Origin of the sequence: Amycolatopsis sp. NPDC088138 (assembly GCF_044741685.1) — a bacterium.
In the GTDB taxonomy this organism is placed as follows: domain Bacteria; phylum Actinomycetota; class Actinomycetes; order Mycobacteriales; family Pseudonocardiaceae; genus Amycolatopsis.
In genome coordinates, this window is sequence record NZ_JBIUTB010000003.1 from 445,329 (window position 1) to 461,886 (window position 16,558).

The window sequence follows — 16,558 nt, forward strand, 5'->3', positions numbered from 1 at the left end:
CGGAGCGTCACAGCGGGTGTTTTCGAGCGGCTTGCGTCAGCTCTGCTTGCCGAAGCCACCGGGCGGCGTGCCCGGGTTGTCCGACGGCGGCTGATGGAAGAACTGGCCCTGCATCGGCGCGTACGTCGTGGCCTGCTGCCCCGGCGGCGGTGTGGTCGACGGCGGGTTCGGCGAGCCGTACTGGCCCGGCTGGGGGAACGGCTCACCCGGCGCGCCCGCCTGCCCCGGCTGCTGCTGGCCGAACTGCGGCCCGCCCTGCTGGCCGTACTGCTGCTGGCCAGGCTGACCCGATTGACCGGACTGGCCGTACTGCCCGCCGTAGGACGGTGCGGCGGCCTTCGGGGCCGGCGGCTTGACGACGTCGTACTCGATGAGCACCGCGCCGACCGCGACCAGCATCTGCAGGATGCCGAGGATCAGGATGACCGTGACGATGCCCGGGGTGGTGGGCAGCGAGACCAGCGAATCGAGCGCTTCGAGGGCGCCGAGCACGCTGAAGAGCGCGGCGAACGGCAGCGTCTTCGGGCCCTTCGGCAGCACGTGGATCCCGGCGAGCAGGGCCGCGACCAGGAAGAAGGTCGTGGCCGAGCCGACGGCGGCGTTGTCGGAGAAGCCGAGGAAGTACTGCACCAGGCCGAAGACCGCGACGACCAGCGCGAGCAGGAGAGGCAGGTTCTGCGTCAGGTTCGCGGGCCCCGCGGACGCCTGGTGCGAGTGCGGCGGCTGGTGCTGCTGCTGCGGGAAACCGCCGGATGGCGGGGGTCCGGGGGGCTGCTGGCCGCCACCCTGCTGGGGGTAGCCGGGCCCGCCGCTGGGGAAGGTCATCGGGAAGCACTCCTGTCGGTTCGACCGGCACTCCGGGGCACGAGGGCACCCGGGGAAGACGAGGCGGCTTGCGTGCGCAGAACGCTAGCGCACTGAACGGCCGCCAGCCCATCAGACGCGTGAATACCTCGACAGGTTTCGTCCCGGAACGCGGAAGAGCCGGGCACCTCGTGGGTGCCCGGCTCGACCAGCGGTTACTTACCGAAATCAGCCGAGGCTGTTGTACAGCTCACGCGCCAGGACGGCGGTCTCGCTCGGGGTCTTCCCGACCTTGACGCCGGCGGCCTCGAGGGCCTCCTTCTTGGCGGCGGCCGTGCCGGAGGAACCGGAGACGATGGCGCCCGCGTGGCCCATGGTCTTGCCCTCGGGCGCGGTGAAGCCCGCGACGTAACCCACGACCGGCTTCGTCACGTTCTCCTTGATGTAGGCCGCGGCGCGCTCTTCGGCGTCGCCACCGATCTCGCCGATCATCACGATGACCTTGGTCTCGGGGTCCGCCTCGAACGCCTCGAGGGCGTCGATGTGCGTGGTGCCGATGATGGGGTCACCGCCGATGCCGACCGCGGTGGAGAAGCCGATGTCCCGCAGCTCGTACATCATCTGGTAGGTCAGCGTGCCGGACTTCGACACGAGGCCGATCTGGCCCGGGCCGGAGATGTCGGCCGGGATGATGCCGGCGTTCGACTTGCCGGGGCTGATCACGCCGGGGCAGTTCGGCCCGATGATCCGGGTCGTGCCGCCCTTCGCGACCGCGTGCGCCCAGAAGTAGGCCGAGTCGTGCACCGGGATGCCCTCGGTGATGACGACGGCCAGCGGGATCTCGGCGTCGATCGCCTCGACGACCGCGTCCTTCGCGAACTTCGGCGGCACGAAGATGACCGACACGTCGGCGCCGGTCTCCTTGATGGCCTCTTCGACCGTGCCGAAGACCTTGAGGTCCTTGCCCTCGATGGTGACGGTCTGGCCGGCCTTGCGGGCGTTGACGCCACCCACGATGTTCGTGCCGGACTTCAGCATCTTGGTCGCGTGCTTCATGCCCTCGGAGCCGGTGAGCCCCTGGACGATGACCTTGCTGTTCTCGTTCAGGAAGATCGACATCTTCACGCACCTGCCGCGGCGAGCTCGGCAGCCTTGTCGGCCGCGTTGTCCATTGTGTCCACCACGGTGACCAGCGGGTGGTTCGCGTCGGCCAGGATCTGGCGACCCTCGACGACGTTGTTGCCGTCCAGCCGGACGACCAGCGGCTTGGCGGCCTCGTCGCCCAGGATCTTCAGGGCCTCGACGATGCCGTTCGCCACCGCGTCGCAGGCGGTGATGCCGCCGAAGACGTTGACGAAGACGCTCTTCACGTCGGTGTCGTTGAGGATGACGTCCAGACCGGCCGCCATGACCTCGGCCGACGCGCCGCCGCCGATGTCGAGGAAGTTCGCCGGCTTCACGCCGCCGTGCTTCTCGCCCGCGTACGCCACGACGTCCAAAGTGGACATGACGAGGCCCGCGCCGTTGCCGATGATGCCGACCTGGCCGTCGAGCTTGACGTAGTTGAGGTTCTTGGCCTTGGCCTTCGCCTCGAGCGGGTTCTCCGCTTCCTTGTCCACCAGGGCCTCGTGGCCCGGCTGGCGGAAGTCCGCGTTCTCGTCGAGGGTGACCTTGCCGTCGAGGGCGATGATCTTGTCCTGCGGGTCACGGACCAGCGGGTTGACCTCGACCAGCGTGGCGTCCTCGGAGACGAAGGTCTCCCAGAGCTTCACGACGACGTCGGCGGCCTCGTCGATGATGTCGGCCGGGAAGTTGCCGGCCTTCAGGATCTCGAGCGCCTTCGCCTTGTCCACGCCGGCGATCGAGTCGACGGGGATCTTGGCGAGCGCTTCGGGGCGCTCGACCGCGAGCTGCTCGATCTCCATGCCGCCTTCGGACGAGGCCATCGCCAGGAAGGTGCGGTTCGCCCGGTCCAGCAGGAAGGAGAAGTAGTACTCGGACGAGATGTCCGAGGCTTCGGCCACCAGCACGCGACGCGTGATGTGACCCTTGATGTCGAGGCCGAGAATGGCTTCCGCCTTCTCCTTCGCCTCGTCGGGCGTCTGGGCCAGCTTGACGCCGCCCGCCTTCCCACGGCCGCCGACCTTCACCTGCGCCTTGACGACGACCTGGTTACCGATCTGCTCCGCGGCGGCCTTGGCTTCTTCGGGGGTGCTAGCCACCGAGCCCGGCAGAACCGGTACTCCGTGGGCGGCGAAGAGATCCCTCGCCTGGTACTCGTAGAGGTCCACTACTCCAGTCTCCTGACGACACGCCACTGCAGGTGGTCCGCGACCGGACCGCGCTGTCGGACCAGTCGAGGTTAGCGACCTGCGCGAACGGCGGGGACTCCGCACCTGGTGAAGTCGGTCACCGTACGCGGTCAGACGGTGTTCCCGAGGTGTGAGACCGCCCACCGGACAACCATTCCGCCACTTCGCCGGGGGTTTCGAAGACGCCGTTCGCCAGGTCGGACGTCTCGCCGAGGCAGAAGACGCGAACATCTTTCAGGGTTGTTCGCAGCTCGCCGCCGAGCACCCCGACGGCGTCCGGGTCCTCCTGCTCGGCGATGCGGAGGACCTGCTCGTCGGTGTCGACGGGGCCGGCGTGGACGACCTCCATGCCTTCGTCGCGCAGCACGCGGCCCAGCGCGACGGCCCGCGGGTCGGGCCCGCCGAGCTCGACGACGAGCACCCGCGGCATCGCCCGGCTCACGCCTCCCGCCGGGCACCCGCGGCCGACATGGCCGCCGCGACCAGCAGCGCGACGGCCGCGGCGAGCGCGACCCAGAACCCGGTCGCCGGGCTCGCGCCCCCGAGCGAGCCGCCGACGAGCGGCAGTTCGGCGGCGTGCAGCACGGCGAGCAGAGCGGCCCCGACCAGCAGCGCCGCGGCGGGTTTGGGCCGCGACCGCAGGGCGAGCACGGCCGCGCCGACGACCACCGCGGCCGCCGTGAGCAGGCCCCACGAAGGCGTGTCGAAGTTCGACCAGAGGCCGGGCGCGACGTAGCCGGGCACGGTGAAGACGGGCAGCCCGAACGCGGCGACGGCCAGCACGGCCCCGGCCACGACGGGCGTGAGCACGCCACCGTTGGGCTGGGCGCCGTCCCCGGCGTCCTCGCGTTCGACGACTCCCGTCCCGACGGCGGCAAGCGCGGCCAGGACGGCCAGCACGAGCGCGGCGAACGTCCAGGCGGCGCCGGCCCCGAGGTCGTAGGTGAACACGGGTGCGGCGCCGCTCGGGTCGGCCCCGCCGAACCCGGCGAGGTTGCCGGCCTGGGTGGCGGTCAGCGCAGTGTTGAGCACGGCCGTGCCGGCCAGCACGATCCCGGCCCAGGCGAGCCCGAGCAGCGACCGCGCGACCGGCGCCGTCCGCGTGACGAGCACGCCGAGGCTCAGGACCGCCACCACGATCGCGGCGGCGAGCAGGAACCAGCGGGCCGGGCTTTCGGCGGCCGCGCTGACGGGCGCGGCGGCGGCCGGGTTGAGCGCCGTGACGGCGACTTGGGGCGCGAGGGTGCCGATCACCGCGGCCAGCGCGGTGGCCAGCCCGAGCACGCCGGTCGTCAGCCGCCACCAGAACAGGCCGGGGAGTTTCGCCCCGCCGGCCAGGTTCTCGGCGTCTTCCTTCGAGGCTTCGGTCAGCCGGGTTCCCGCGAGCCCGGCGACGGCCACCATCGCGAGGAGCACGAGGACGGGTCCCCAGGCGACGTGCAGATCGTCCCGGGAAAGTCCGGCCACCACAGGCGGCAAGGCGACGCCGAAGCCGGCGGCGGCGAGCCCGCCGAGCGCCCCGCGGGCGACGCGTTCGGAAGGAGCGGCGAGCGCCAGCACCGCGGCGAACGGCAGCGCGGCGGCGAGCAGCAGGTAGCCGCCGAGAGCGGGCCACGGCCCTTCGAAAGCGGAGCGGGCGAGCAGGAAACCGTTGTCCGAGTGGACAGGCGCGGTCAGCAGCCCGACGGAAGCGGCGACGGCGAGCAGCGGCACGAGCAGACGCCACCGGCGCCGTTCGGGCTCTTCGTCCCGGGCCCGGACGGCCCGCCAGGCAAGCACCCCGGCGCCCGCGGTGAGCACGTTCCCGGCGACGAGCAACCAGAAGCCGGCACCGACGGCCGAGCCGCCCAGGAACCGGTCGGGCAGGTAGAGCTCGGGCCGGATGGTGAGCGGGCCGTTGACGGCGAACTGCAGATCGAGCACCAGCCGCCCGGGAGCCAGCGCGGCCAGCCCGAGCACCACACCGGCGGCCACACCGGGCTTGCCACGCAAGGCAATGGCGGCGACGACGGGCCCGAACGCGAGAACGGCCATCCACGGCCAGCTGGTGAAGCCCGGAGACGCGGCGGGCGACACGGGAACGAAGGCCGCGGCGGTCAGGGCGACGGCGCCGAGGGCGAGGAGTGCGAGAGCCGCGGTCAGCTGCGGGGTGGGGAGGTGATCGTCGGCGGACCAGATGGGGGGTTCTTCCCGGGGTGGGCCGACCGGTCGTTTGGTGGTTTGTTTGGCCGCGGATTTCGACGCCGGCTTCGCGGCTGCGCCGCTACGCCTTGCCTCCGCCTGAGATCGCGCGGGCGAGGCTTTCTCGGTGGGCGCAGCACTTTCGCCGGAGCTCGGCGCCGAGGTGGGTTCCTGGGCGCGGGCCGGCTCAGCGGATCCGGTGGCGGCAGCAAGACCCAGCGCGGGGGTCTCCGCCGAATCCGCCGCCGCCGCCGAAGCGGAGGCGGACTGCGGCGCGGATGCCACCGCAGAGTCAGACGCCGGGCGGCGCCCAGATGCCGCACCGGACTCCGCCGCCGATGCGGAGGCGGCTGGGCGGTGCGGGGGTTCCTGTGCGGACTCCGACGCAGAGGCAGCTGGCCGTGCAGAAGCCGCCGAGCGACGCGGAGACTCCTGTGCGGACTCCGAAGCGGAGGTGGCTGGCTGTACAGAAGCCGCCGAGCGGCGCGGAGACTTCTGCGGGGACTCCGACGTGGAGGCGGACGGCCGTGCAGGGGGCGCCGAGCGCTGCGGAGACTCCTGCGTGGGCTCCGACGCGGAAGCAGCTGACCGCGCAGAAGCCGCCGACCGGCGCGGAGACTCCTGTGAGGACTCCGACGCGGCGGTGGCTTGCCCTGCGGATGCCGTTGCGGAATTCGATGCTGGGCGGCGCCGGCCACTGGGCTCCGGTGCCGGAGTCGAACCGGCCTGTTCCGCGGCTGCCGTGCGGCGCCGAGGTGCCTCGGGGGATTCCGGCGCCGAGGGGGTGGCCTGTCCGCGGCCGGCCGGCTGTGGGGGTCCGCTTGCGGCCTTGAGACCGAGTGCGGGGGTCTCCACGGCGTCCGGCGTCGGCGGGGCGGCCGGGAAACCCACCGTCGGCGGCTCTGGGGTGGAGTCGGCCGATGGGGCTGGGCTCGCGTCGGGGCGCGTGCGGTTGCCGGGGGCCGGGGTTCGGGGGGTGCCCGGGGAGGCGGGGGCGCTCCCGGCTGGGGGCTCTGAGCGTGGGGGCATTGCCCGCGAACCTAGCAAGTCCGGACCGTTTGGGAGGCGTCGCCGGGGCTCGAGTCGTCGAGCGGCGTTCAACGCCACCCCGCAAATCCTTATTCCGGGTGCACCGGGGCCGCGGACGGCTCGGTGACCTCCGGGCGGCCGCGAACGCTGTAAGCCAGGTCACACCGAACGCCGTAAACCCCCTCTAACTTTGCGTAATTGCCACAGGTGGACGCAAGATCGAAGCCACCCGATCGGCCGACGGACGGGGCACATCTTGCTTACAGCGGTGCCCCTTCGTTACTGTCCCCCGGTCCCCATTACAGTCAGGTCACGAAGTAGGACACCGAGCAAACCACCCCCGAGGTTGGCTCACCGGGTTCCCCCGCCCGCGGTCCTAGGCCCGGCTCCCCGACGATGGAAGGCCCTGTCTTGGCTTCACACCGCTCCCCCGGCGGCCAAGCTCCTTCCCCGGCATTGAAGGACGCACTGCAAGGTGCGGTCGTTCGTGTCCGGGGTGCGCACCGCATCGCCCCGCCCTCCTCGGCCCTCCGTGGCCGTGTCGTGGTCGCCGCTGTGGCGGCTGGTGCGTTTGCGGCCGCCGCCGCGGGCTCGACCCTCAAGACGGTCACCGACTCGGACACCGCCGTGACGCCCCTGGCCAACAGCCAGGACGCCAGCGCGTCGCTCACCGCGGGAGGTGCGGGCTCCGGGGGCGCCCCCGAGCTCCTGCCCACCGGCCACACCGTCGACGCTTCCGCCGAAGCCGCGAAGCTCGCCGACAGCGCCTCGATCACGCAGGCCCGCGAGCAGCGTGAAGCCGACGCCGCCAAGAAGGCCGCCGAAGAAGCCGCTCGCCCCAAGACCTGCCTGCCCGCGCACGGCACCTTCACCTCGGGCTTCGGTGCCCGGTGGGGCACGAGCCACCTCGGCATCGACATCGCCAACGCGATCGGCACCCCGATCTACGCCGCCTCCGACGGCACCGTGATCGAGGCCGGCCCGGCCAGCGGTTTCGGCCTGTGGGTCCGGGTCCAGCTCCAGGACGGCACGATCCAGGTCTACGGCCACATGAACAGCTTCTCCGTCAAGGAGGGCCAGAAGGTCAAGTGCGGCGAGCAGATCGCCGAGATCGGCAACCGCGGCCAGAGCACCGGCCCGCACCTGCACTTCGAGGTCTGGCAGAACGGCACGAAGAAGATCGACCCCCGGCCCTGGCTGGCCGCGCGCGGCATCGTCATCTGAGGAATCCGACCCCTTCACGGCCGCGCGAGAGCTGCACAGCAGCCGCGCGGCCGAGGTGGTGAGAGCCACCGAAGCGAGCCTCGGCAGGGAAACCGCCTGAGGCCGCTCCTGGCCACGCGAGGTGGTCCGGACCACCCACGGCGCCGCCAAGCCCGCCAGCAAGCTTTTCAGCGCCCGGAACCGCCTACCGATGGCCTCCCGGCAGACGGCGGATGAAGTACGCCACCGCGACCTGCCAGACCGTGCAGAGCTCCGCCGGTCTTCGCACCGGCCACCAGCCCCACGCCACCGTGGTCTTCGCGGAGCGGACACGCGCGGCCCTCCGGGCCCTGGTCGTCCAGCGGCGTCCCCGGCCGCAGGTGACACAGTGCCCGTCCGCGCCCAGTTCGTGCTGCCTGAGCAGCGCTCGCCAGGCGGCGGCCAGCCGGCACGCCTCCGCTCCCGCACGCGAAGGAATTCCTGAAGCCCCCGAAGGCTCCCGACCCCGATCCGGAACCGTCGTCCCCAGGACTCCTCGCAAGTAATTTTGTACCCCTTCGGCCAACAGGCCAAACAGAACCGCGTCCACACCAGGCTCCCCCTCCGTCGAACTCGTGTTCGATTACGGGGTCAGTTCTACCGGTGGGGTACGACGATTCCGGCGGCGATCGCCGAGATCGCCGCCGGGATCACCCGTAAGAGTGTTAGAGCTTCACCATCGGGACGCTGCCGATCAGCATCAGCCGGACCTTGCCGGCCGCGCCGAAGTCGATCGTCGCCGTCGCGCGCGGGCCGACGCCGTCGCACGAGACGACCGTGCCCAGGCCGTACTTGTCGTGGCTGACGCGGTCGCCGACGTCCAGCTTCAGCGCCACCGTGTCCTTCCAGCCCTTGCCGAAGGAACTCACGCCGGGGGAGGACGAAGGCGCCGACGAAGACCGGCCGCCCCAGGTGGTCGCCGCCCGCGGCGTGCCGCGCGAGCCGCTGCCGAACGAGCCGAAGCCACGGCTGGACGGCTCCAGCCGCCGCCAGTCGACGAGGTCCGGCGGCAGCTCGTCCAGGAACCGCGAAGCCGGGTTCATCGACGGCTGTCCCCACGCCGACCGCGTGATCGCGCGCGAGACGTACAATCGCTTGCGGGCCCGGGTGATCGCGACGTAGGCGAGCCGCCGTTCCTCGGCCAGCTCGGTCGGGTCGCCCAGCGCACGCATGTGCGGGAAGACGCCGTCCTCCCAGCCGGTGCAGAACACGACCGGGTACTCCAGGCCCTTCGCGGTGTGCACGGTCATCAGCGTGACCACGCCCGCTCCGCCGTCGCCTTCCTCGCCACCGTCGGGAGAAGGCACCGAGTCGGCGTCCGCGACCAGCGACACGCGCTCCAGGAACGCGGGCAGCGAACCCGGCGCCGGGACGCCCTCGTCCACGACCAGCTCGGCGTTCTCGTCCGCGACGATCTCGGCGGTGATCTCGGTGAACTCACGGGCCACCGTGACGAGCTCGGTCAGGTTCTCCACGCGGGTCGCGTCCTGCGGGTCGTCCGACTCCTCGAGCTCGACGCGGTAGCCGGTCTTGTCCAGCACGGCTTCGAGGACGTCGTGCACCTCGGCCCCGGACGTGATCAGGTCGCCGAGCTCGTCCAGCATCGCGACGAACCCGCCGATCGCCTTGACCGAGCGCGGGTTCAGCAGCGGCACCTTGTCCTCGGCGGCGTCCCGCAGCGCCTGGGCGAACGAGATCCGCTCGCGCTCGGCGTGGGTCGCCACGACGGCTTCGGCGCGGTCGCCGATGCCGCGCTTGGGCACGTTCAGCACGCGCCGCAGGCTGACCGTGTCCTCCGGGTTCGCCAGAACGCGCAGGTAAGCGACCATGTCACGGACTTCGCGCCGCTCGTAGAACCGCACGCCGCCGACGACCTTGTACGGCAGGCCGAGCCGGATGAAGATCTCTTCGAAGACGCGGGACTGGTTGTTGGTGCGGTAGAAGACGGCGACGTCGGAGTAGTCGGCTTCGCCCTTCTCCGCCAGCGCGTCGATCTCGTTCGCGACGAACGCGGCCTCGTCGTGGTCGTTGTCCGAGACGTAGCCGACGATCTTCTCGCCGTCGCCCGAATCGGTCCACAGCCGCTTCGCCCGGCGGTTCGGGTTCCGCTCGATGACGGCGTTGGCCGCGGACAGGATCGTCTGCGTGGAGCGGTAGTTCTGCTCCAGCAGGATGGTGTGCGCGTTCGGGAAGTCCCGCTCGAACTCCTCGATGTTGCGGATCGTCGCGCCGCGGAAGGCGTAGATCGACTGGTCCGCGTCACCGACTACGACCAGCTCGGCCGGCTCGACGCCCGACTCGTTCGGCGCGGTCCCGGCCAGCTCTCGGACCAGGGTGTACTGCGCGTGGTTCGTGTCCTGGTACTCGTCGACCAGCACGTGGCGGAAGCGGCGCCGGTAGTACTCGGCGACGGCCGGGAACGCCTGCAGCAGCGAGACCGTGCGCATGATGAGGTCGTCGAAGTCGAAGGCGTTGGCCTGGTTCAGCCGCCGCTGGTACTCGGCGTAGACCTCGGCGACGCGGCGCTCGAGGTCGTTGCCCGCGTTGGCCGCCGCCTCGTCGGCGTCGACGAGCTCGTTCTTCAGGTTCGAGATGTGGATGGCGAGGGTGCGGGCGGCGTAGCGCTTCGGGTCGATGTCGAGGTCCCGCGCGACGAGCGTGATGAGCCGCTTGGTGTCGTCCGAGTCGTAGATGGAGAAACTCGACGACATGTCCAGCGTCTTGGCTTCACGGCGCAGGATCCGCACGCACATCGAGTGGAACGTCGAGACCCACATGGCGTTCGCGCGGCGCCCGACGAGCGCGGCGACGCGGTCGCGCATCTCGGCGGCGGCCTTGTTGGTGAACGTGATCGCCATGATTTCGCCCGGGTGCACGCGGCGTTGCCCGAGCAGGTAGGCGATCCGGCGGGTCAGCACCCGGGTCTTGCCCGATCCTGCACCCGCGACCACCAGCAGCGGGCCACCGGCGTGGGTGACGGCTTCGCGCTGGGCGGGGTTGAGGTCCTCGAGCAGATCGGCCTGCCCGCCGGAAGCGGGCTTGCGCGCGGGGGTCTCGGCGGGGAGATCGAAGAGGGTGTCCATCGTCTGTCCACGCTACCCCGGGCGGGTGGGCTACCGCGTCAGGCGTAGCGGGAGATGTCGCCTGGCGCCCGACGCGCCGGGGGCCCGCCGCGCGGAGCATCGGCTGCATGGAAGACATCCACCCCGCCCGCCTCCGGGCCGCCGACGCCGATCGCGAGCGCGTCGCCACCGCTGTCCAGTCCGCCGGCACCGAAGGCCGGCTCACCCTCGACGAGGTCGAAGAGCGCCTCACCCACGTCTACGCCGCGAAGTTCACCGACGAGCTGACCGCACTCACCGCGGACCTGCCGCGGCCGGTGCCGCAGTGGCCCGGTTTCCCGCTGTCCCGGGCGGCGCTGCGCCGTCACCCCGCGCTGCGGCTGCACCTCGCCGTGGTGGTCGCCATCGCGGTCGTGGCGATCGTCCGGTGGGCCGTGCTGGGCGCCGGGTTCTTCTGGCCGGCCTTCCCGATGTTCTGGCTCGCGGTGAGCCTCTTCGTTCATGCGGGGGTCCGCTCGGCCCGGGAACGCGCCCGGACGGCTGTGCCATACTGAGGTCATGCGGCGCTACGCAGAGCGATTTTTCTACGGGACCCGGACTCCGGCTCCCGTGATCGCGTAGTGCCCGAACCCGCCATCACGCCAGCCCCGGAGTCCACGGACCCGGGGCTGTCGCCGTCCCTGGGGCCGGATCCGGGCTTCAAGGAAGAGGTCCCGATGAACGCACAAGCGACGAACGCCGACGGCCAGCCCGCCGAGCACACCCCCGCCGGTGACGACATCGCGTCACTGCGGCAGGAGATCGACTGGCTCGACAAGGAGATCCTTCGGCTGGTGAAACGCCGGGTCGAGGTCTCCAAGACGATCGGCGCCGCGCGGATGGCCGCCGGCGGCACGCGCATCGTCTACAACCGCGAGATGGACGTCCTCGCGCGCTACCGCGAACTGGGTCCCGACGGCCGTCAGCTGGCCATGGCGCTGCTGAACCTGGGCCGCGGGCGGCTCGGCCGGTAACGGTTGGCCGAATTCGGGGTCTTCCCCGAGGCACCGGCGGCCCCGGTACGGGCAGACTGTGGTCATGGACTGGCTCGTGAACCTCATCGCCGTCATCGTCGCGCTCGCGAGCGTGCTGGCCGCGCTGGGCCATGTGGGTTATCTGGCGATGCTGAACAATGCGGCGGGTAAGCGCGCCGGTGGTGCTCCGGTCGCGCAGTACGTCCGCAGCCGGTGGGCGATTGCCGGCGGTACCACTGCGGCATCGCTGTTCGCCTGGTTGCTCACGCTCGGGGGAACGCCGCTCGACATCGTCGCGATCCTCGTCGCTGGCGGTAGCGGCGTGGTGGCCACGAAGGCGCTGCAGTCGACCCGGGATCGCTACCGCACCGGCAGCTGAATGCCCTGAGCTGTGGTGATCGCGCTGCGTGAAAACGCGTAGGGTCAGCTTCCCCCTTTCGGTCGCGCCCGACCGAGTGAAACCTCTGCAACTTGCAGGTTTGGGGGCGACTTTCTACGCCGGATGCTCCTAATGTTGGGGCCGTGAGGACCCTTGCGCCTGGGTCGGGCGACGCCCGGAAGGCGCGCGGGGGCACTGGCCCCGCGCGTCCATTCTCGCATGCGCGTGCATCTGCGCAGGATTCCGAACAGGATTCCGCGCGTGAGGGTGCTCCGTTCGGGTTGACCGGGAGCCGCGCGGCGTCAGGACCGGACCGGCGGGTGGTCGAGTCCGCATGAGCAACGGCACGGAGTTCCACGGCCGCGGCACCGCCCCCGCGCACCCCGGACGGCACCGGCAGGGCGTCACGGACGGCTGGACGCCGCCGGCGCCGCCGTACCGCCCGGTGCGCCACTGCGCGGAGGACACGGCGCCGATCGACGTGCCGGTGTCCGGCTCGCTCCCGCTCCCCCAGCCCAGCCGGCCGCTGCTGCCCCAGCCGCGTGACCGGCGGCCCGCGCTCTTCCCCGCCACCCAGGGCCACCTGCCACTGGACGACGGCCCCGACTTCGGCGAGCCGGGCCCGGTCTCGATGCCCGACACCGAGTCGCGCGCCGACCAGGCCGCCCGGCGCACGCGGGTCTCGCTCGCCAGCCCGAAACCGCGCTGCGTCGAGCCCGACGAGGACGACGTCCGCATCTACGCCGCCCCGCCGATCGACGCCATCGACGGGCTCGGCGGCTTCCCGATCGGCTCGGTGCCCGCGTCGGTGACCCCGCCGAAGACCTGGCGCAAGGCGGCGTGGTTCGCCACCGGCGCGTCCGGCGCCGTGGTCGTCGGGCTGCTGTTCGCCGGGTCCTTCCTGGTCGGCAAGCCGCCGATGGACGAGGCCGTGCAGGGCGCGTGGCCCGGTTACCAGGGCGCCCCGACGGTGGACGACCCCGCGAACGACGACCAGCACCAGCCGACCTCCCGGCCCGGCGGGTCCGCGGGGAGCCCGGACAGCACCCGGCAGCCGGACGACGCGAGCGCGACGAGCGACCCGACCGACGGCGGCGGCGCCGGGCCGGTCGACGGCACGCCCCCGCCGCCGCCACCGGGCAGCACTTCGGGGCCGGCGACCACCGACGACCCGGCCACGATCAGCCGGGCGCCGCAGAAGCCGCCGGTCACCTCGGCCGAGCGCGAAAACCCCGTGAAAGCGCCGTGGTGGTACTCCTTTCCGCCCGACGTCCAGACCCTGGGCGACAACTCGGAGAAGTTCTTCAACACGGTCACGACCGACCCCGGCACGGCCTCGTCGGTCACCACCGGCGAGCTGCACGACCAGGGGCCGCGGGCGCTCGCCGAGCGGTACGCCGGCATCGCCTACTTCGAGGTCAAGAAGGTCAGCATCGACCAGCAGCGCGGTGTCACGGTGAACACCGTCGAGATCACGCACGATGACGGGACCAAGACGATCGAACAGCGCACGCTGACGTTCGGGGACGGCGACAAGATCACCAGCGACGGTCAGTGACCGAGCCTGCACGTGCGGTTCGCCCGTTCCGATGCACGTGCGGTGCGCCGAGCGGTTAGCCCTGGTCCGGGTGGGTGACATAAGCTGCCGCTCGTCGTATGGCGGAGGCATTCCGGCGACAGAGCCTGGCGATTGCCGTCCGTGCAGGGTTACCTAACGACAGCGGGTCCGGATCCGGCCACGAGTCGGCCATCCGGACCAACGGGCACCCGGCCGAACGGCCGAGTGGTCGTCCCCGGAACCCCAGAGCGAGGACTTTCGTGCTTGATCGGCAGCGCACACGGCGTGAGGTACCCAACGCCGTCCGCGTCGAGGACGTGATCCCTGCCGAGATTCTCGACGGCGTCGGTGACGCCGACCGGGACTATCTCGAGCAGGTCTTCCGCGATCCGCAGAAGTTCCTGCCACCGCGCCCGGAACCGGATCGCGAGGCCGAACAGGCCGACGACCTGGGCGAGCCGGAGAGCCGGTTCGTCCGGCGCGCCAAGCTGGCCGGGCTCCTCGCCGCCGGCGCGCTCGTCGCCGGTGCCGTGATCGCCGCACCCATGCTGACCAGCGCACACCGCGCCGTGTCCGCCGACGGCCAGTCCACGCCCGCCGGGTTCAACGGCGCCGCGGAGCTCGGCGGCCTCGCCGTCCCGCAGCGCCAGGCCGGTGGCGGGACGCCGGAGCAGCCCGGCCCGGTCACCCAGGGCACCACGCACTCCGGCGGTGCCCCGTCGGCCCAGGAGTCGACGTCCGGTGGCAGCCCGCAGCCGCAGGCCGCGCCCAAGACGTCGGACGCGGTGCCGGACGCGGCCGCGGACCCGCGCAGCGCGACCCGGAAGATCCAGGCCGTCAAGAACTTCTACGCCGCGATCGCCCGGAACTCGGACGGCGCGCTGGCCCTGCTCAGCCCGACGCTGGCCGACGGCGCCGCCGGTGAGCTGGTCCGCACGTGGAGCGCGATGGACGCGATCGACGTCCAGGAAGCGGACACCCAGATCAAGCCGGACGGCTCGATCCTGGCCGTCGCCACGCTCCACCGGCCGGACGGCGCCCTGGTGCGCGTGACCCAGCTGTTCCGGGTCGCGGACACCGGCGGTTTGATCACCGAGGCCGAGCTCGTCTCCGCCCAGTACATGTAGCCCAGGGCGATCACTCCTTCACCCGTGGTTCAAGTGCCTGTACCGGATTCGTGTGCGCAGAGTGAGCGCCTAGCCTTGTCACGCGTCGGTCTCGGAAATGCCGGCACACAGCCCACGACATGTGCATACGCTCCAGCGAAGCGGCGTGCTCGTGGCCGCGTCACCAGGAACCAATCCTCACGCCCTGGTGAAGACGGAGCCCAAAGGGAGGTCGCGTGAGCGACGAGGGTCGTCTGGTCGCCGGTCGGTACCGCATCGTCGGCCGGATCGGCACGGGCGCGATGGGGGCCGTCTGGCAGGCGCACGACGAGATCCTGGGCCGCACCGTGGCCATCAAGCAGCTCCTGCTCCAGCCGCACCTGGACGAGCACGACGCCGAGGACGCCCGGCAGCGCACGATGCGCGAGGGCCGGATCGCGGCGCGGCTGCACCACCCGAACGCCATCTCCGTCTTCGACGTCGTCACCGACGACAACGGCCAGCCGTGCCTGATCATGGAGTACCTCAACTCCACCAGCCTGGCGGCCGTCCTGCAGGAACGCCGCACGCTGCCGCCGGTCGAGGTGGCGCGCATCGGCGCCCAGGTCGCCGCGGCGCTGCGCGAGGCCCACGCGGTCGGCATCGTGCACCGCGACATCAAGCCGGGCAACATCCTGCTCGGCGGCAACGGCACGGTGAAGATCACCGACTTCGGCATCTCCCGCGCCAAGGACGACGTCACGGTCACCAAGACCGGGATGATCGCCGGCACCCCCGCCTACCTGGCCCCCGAAGTCGCCATCGGCGGTGATCCCGGTCCGGAGTCCGACGTGTTCTCCCTCGGGTCCACGCTGTACGCCGCGTGCGAGGGCCAGCCGCCGTTCGGCCTGTCCGAGAACACGCTGAGCCTGCTGCACGCCGTCGCCGCCGGGCAGATCAACCCGCCGCGCCAGTCCGGGCCGCTGGCGAGCGTCCTGGCCGTGCTGCTGCACCCGGACACCGAGCACCGGCCGACCGCCGAGGAGTGCGAGGAGCTGCTCGCCGCCGTCGCGCGGGGCGAGCTGCCGCTCGGCGGGCCGGCCGAGGAGACCATGCTGGCCCCCGCGGCCGGTGTGCTGGGCGCGGCCGCGCTGGCCGACCCCGGCGCGACCCAGATGTTCGACGAGATCCCCGCGGGCCACTCGGGCACGCTCATGGGCGACGCGGCGCCGACGCAGGCCGTCCCGTACTACGACGAGGACGACTACGCCGAGGGCACGGGCTACCCCGAGGACGACTACGACCGCGGGTACACGCGCTACCCGGAGGACGATCACCCGTACGAGTCCGGCGGTGTGCCTCCCGGGCTCGCCGCGACCCGCGCGGTGCCGGTGCCCCCGCACGCCCAGCAGGACCCGTACGCGGACGACTACGACGACTACGAAGACGAGCCGGCCCCGCCGCCCCCGCCGCGGCAGCGGCCGCAGGCGAGCCCGCCCCCGGACGACGACGAGAAGCCCGGCGCCTGGAAGCGCCCGGCGATCATCGGCGGCATCGTGGTCATCGGCCTGGTCGCGCTGGGCGTCTGGCTGCTGAGCCCGAACAACCCGGAGGCGCCGGCGACCCCGATCTCGAGCAACCGGCCGACACCGGCCGCGACGTCGGAGTCGCTGCCGTCGACGACCGAGGAGCCGACGGACACGGTGACGCTGCCATCGAGCACCGACGAGCCGACCACTTCGTCGAAGCGGACGACAACACAACGGCAGACACAGCCGGAGCAAACCACTACGCCCAAGTCGACGACACCAAAGACGACGACGCCGACAACGCCGACTTCGTCGTCGGTTGAGTCGAGTCCGCCGGAGACCACGGGCGGAACCAACCCTTGAT

Annotated in this window: 13 protein-coding genes; 7 read left to right on the top strand and 6 right to left on the bottom strand. The window is 71.7% G+C overall.

Translation table 11 applies throughout. The features are described 5' to 3' along the window. Positions 1 to 36: 36 nt before the first annotated feature. The 5 genes from ACIOD2_RS17070 to ACIOD2_RS17090 form a co-directional block, all read right to left on the bottom strand. The gene (locus ACIOD2_RS17070; protein WP_400538841.1) at positions 37 to 825 is read right to left on the bottom strand and encodes a DUF5336 domain-containing protein; all 789 of its coding nucleotides are present in this window, start codon (positions 823 to 825) and stop codon (positions 37 to 39) included. 207 nt (positions 826 to 1,032) lie between these two features. Next, positions 1,033 to 1,923: a succinate--CoA ligase subunit alpha gene (sucD, locus tag ACIOD2_RS17075; protein ID WP_323329617.1), complete on the bottom strand. Its 891-nt coding sequence runs from the start codon at positions 1,921 to 1,923 to the stop codon at positions 1,033 to 1,035. 2 nt (positions 1,924 to 1,925) lie between these two features. Continuing rightward, the gene (sucC, locus tag ACIOD2_RS17080) at positions 1,926 to 3,095 is read right to left on the bottom strand and encodes an ADP-forming succinate--CoA ligase subunit beta (protein WP_400538843.1); all 1,170 of its coding nucleotides are present in this window, start codon (positions 3,093 to 3,095) and stop codon (positions 1,926 to 1,928) included. A gap of 118 nt (positions 3,096 to 3,213) precedes the next feature. Further along, on the bottom strand, positions 3,214 to 3,558 hold the full coding sequence (locus tag ACIOD2_RS17085) for a hypothetical protein (RefSeq protein WP_400538845.1): 345 nt from the start codon (positions 3,556 to 3,558) through the stop codon (positions 3,214 to 3,216). Continuing rightward, positions 3,555 to 5,150: a hypothetical protein gene (locus ACIOD2_RS17090; protein WP_400538847.1), complete on the bottom strand. Its 1,596-nt coding sequence runs from the start codon at positions 5,148 to 5,150 to the stop codon at positions 3,555 to 3,557. Before ACIOD2_RS17090 ends, ACIOD2_RS17085 begins: the two co-directional genes overlap by 4 nt. A gap of 1,719 nt (positions 5,151 to 6,869) precedes the next feature. Here ACIOD2_RS17090 and ACIOD2_RS17095 point away from each other — a divergent pair. Continuing rightward, positions 6,870 to 7,550 (top strand): M23 family metallopeptidase, encoded by a 681-nt coding sequence (locus ACIOD2_RS17095; RefSeq protein ID WP_400538849.1) that lies wholly within the window; start codon positions 6,870 to 6,872, stop codon positions 7,548 to 7,550. A 683-nt stretch (positions 7,551 to 8,233) separates the two neighbouring features. Here ACIOD2_RS17095 and pcrA read toward each other — a convergent pair. Next, on the bottom strand, positions 8,234 to 10,651 hold the full coding sequence (gene pcrA / locus ACIOD2_RS17100; protein ID WP_400538851.1) for a DNA helicase PcrA: 2,418 nt from the start codon (positions 10,649 to 10,651) through the stop codon (positions 8,234 to 8,236). Between the two features lie 107 nt (positions 10,652 to 10,758). On the opposite strand from pcrA, the gene ACIOD2_RS17105 reads away from it, so the two are divergent. The 6 genes from ACIOD2_RS17105 to ACIOD2_RS17130 all read left to right on the top strand — a co-directional run bounded on the left by ACIOD2_RS17105 (position 10,759) and on the right by ACIOD2_RS17130 (position 16,557). Beyond that, positions 10,759 to 11,184 (top strand): DUF1707 domain-containing protein, encoded by a 426-nt coding sequence (locus ACIOD2_RS17105; protein ID WP_392764212.1) that lies wholly within the window; start codon positions 10,759 to 10,761, stop codon positions 11,182 to 11,184. 162 nt (positions 11,185 to 11,346) lie between these two features. Beyond that, on the top strand, positions 11,347 to 11,643 hold the full coding sequence (locus ACIOD2_RS17110; protein ID WP_257926867.1) for a chorismate mutase: 297 nt from the start codon (positions 11,347 to 11,349) through the stop codon (positions 11,641 to 11,643). Between the two features lie 64 nt (positions 11,644 to 11,707). Next, complete coding sequence (locus ACIOD2_RS17115) at positions 11,708 to 12,022, top strand: hypothetical protein (RefSeq protein WP_400538854.1); 315 nt, start codon at positions 11,708 to 11,710, stop codon at positions 12,020 to 12,022. Positions 12,023 to 12,356: 334 nt separating this feature from the next. After that, positions 12,357 to 13,580: a hypothetical protein gene (locus ACIOD2_RS17120; protein ID WP_400538856.1), complete on the top strand. Its 1,224-nt coding sequence runs from the start codon at positions 12,357 to 12,359 to the stop codon at positions 13,578 to 13,580. 260 nt (positions 13,581 to 13,840) lie between these two features. Then, positions 13,841 to 14,707 carry a hypothetical protein gene (locus tag ACIOD2_RS17125; RefSeq protein WP_400538858.1) on the top strand — a complete coding sequence of 289 codons (867 nt, stop codon included), beginning with the start codon at positions 13,841 to 13,843 and terminating at the stop codon, positions 14,705 to 14,707. A gap of 215 nt (positions 14,708 to 14,922) precedes the next feature. Continuing rightward, positions 14,923 to 16,557 carry a serine/threonine-protein kinase gene (locus tag ACIOD2_RS17130; protein ID WP_400538860.1) on the top strand — a complete coding sequence of 545 codons (1,635 nt, stop codon included), beginning with the start codon at positions 14,923 to 14,925 and terminating at the stop codon, positions 16,555 to 16,557. The last annotated feature ends 1 nt before the right edge of the window (position 16,558 follow it).

Bases quoted from the DNA above. Each gene is read 5' to 3' on its own strand.
- ACIOD2_RS17090 (WP_400538847.1), bottom strand. From the start codon at position 5,150: ATGGCCGTTCTCGCGTTCGGGCCCGTCGTCGCCGCCATTGCCTTGCGT.
- pcrA (WP_400538851.1), bottom strand. From the start codon at position 10,651: ATGGACACCCTCTTCGATCTCCCCGCCGAGACCCCCGCGCGCAAGCCC.
- ACIOD2_RS17110 (WP_257926867.1), top strand. From the start codon at position 11,347: ATGAACGCACAAGCGACGAACGCCGACGGCCAGCCCGCCGAGCACACC.
- sucD (WP_323329617.1), bottom strand. From the start codon at position 1,923: ATGTCGATCTTCCTGAACGAGAACAGCAAGGTCATCGTCCAGGGGCTC.
- ACIOD2_RS17115 (WP_400538854.1), top strand. From the start codon at position 11,708: ATGGACTGGCTCGTGAACCTCATCGCCGTCATCGTCGCGCTCGCGAGC.
- ACIOD2_RS17120 (WP_400538856.1), top strand. From the start codon at position 12,357: ATGAGCAACGGCACGGAGTTCCACGGCCGCGGCACCGCCCCCGCGCAC.
- ACIOD2_RS17070 (WP_400538841.1), bottom strand. From the start codon at position 825: ATGACCTTCCCCAGCGGCGGGCCCGGCTACCCCCAGCAGGGTGGCGGC.
- ACIOD2_RS17105 (WP_392764212.1), top strand. From the start codon at position 10,759: ATGGAAGACATCCACCCCGCCCGCCTCCGGGCCGCCGACGCCGATCGC.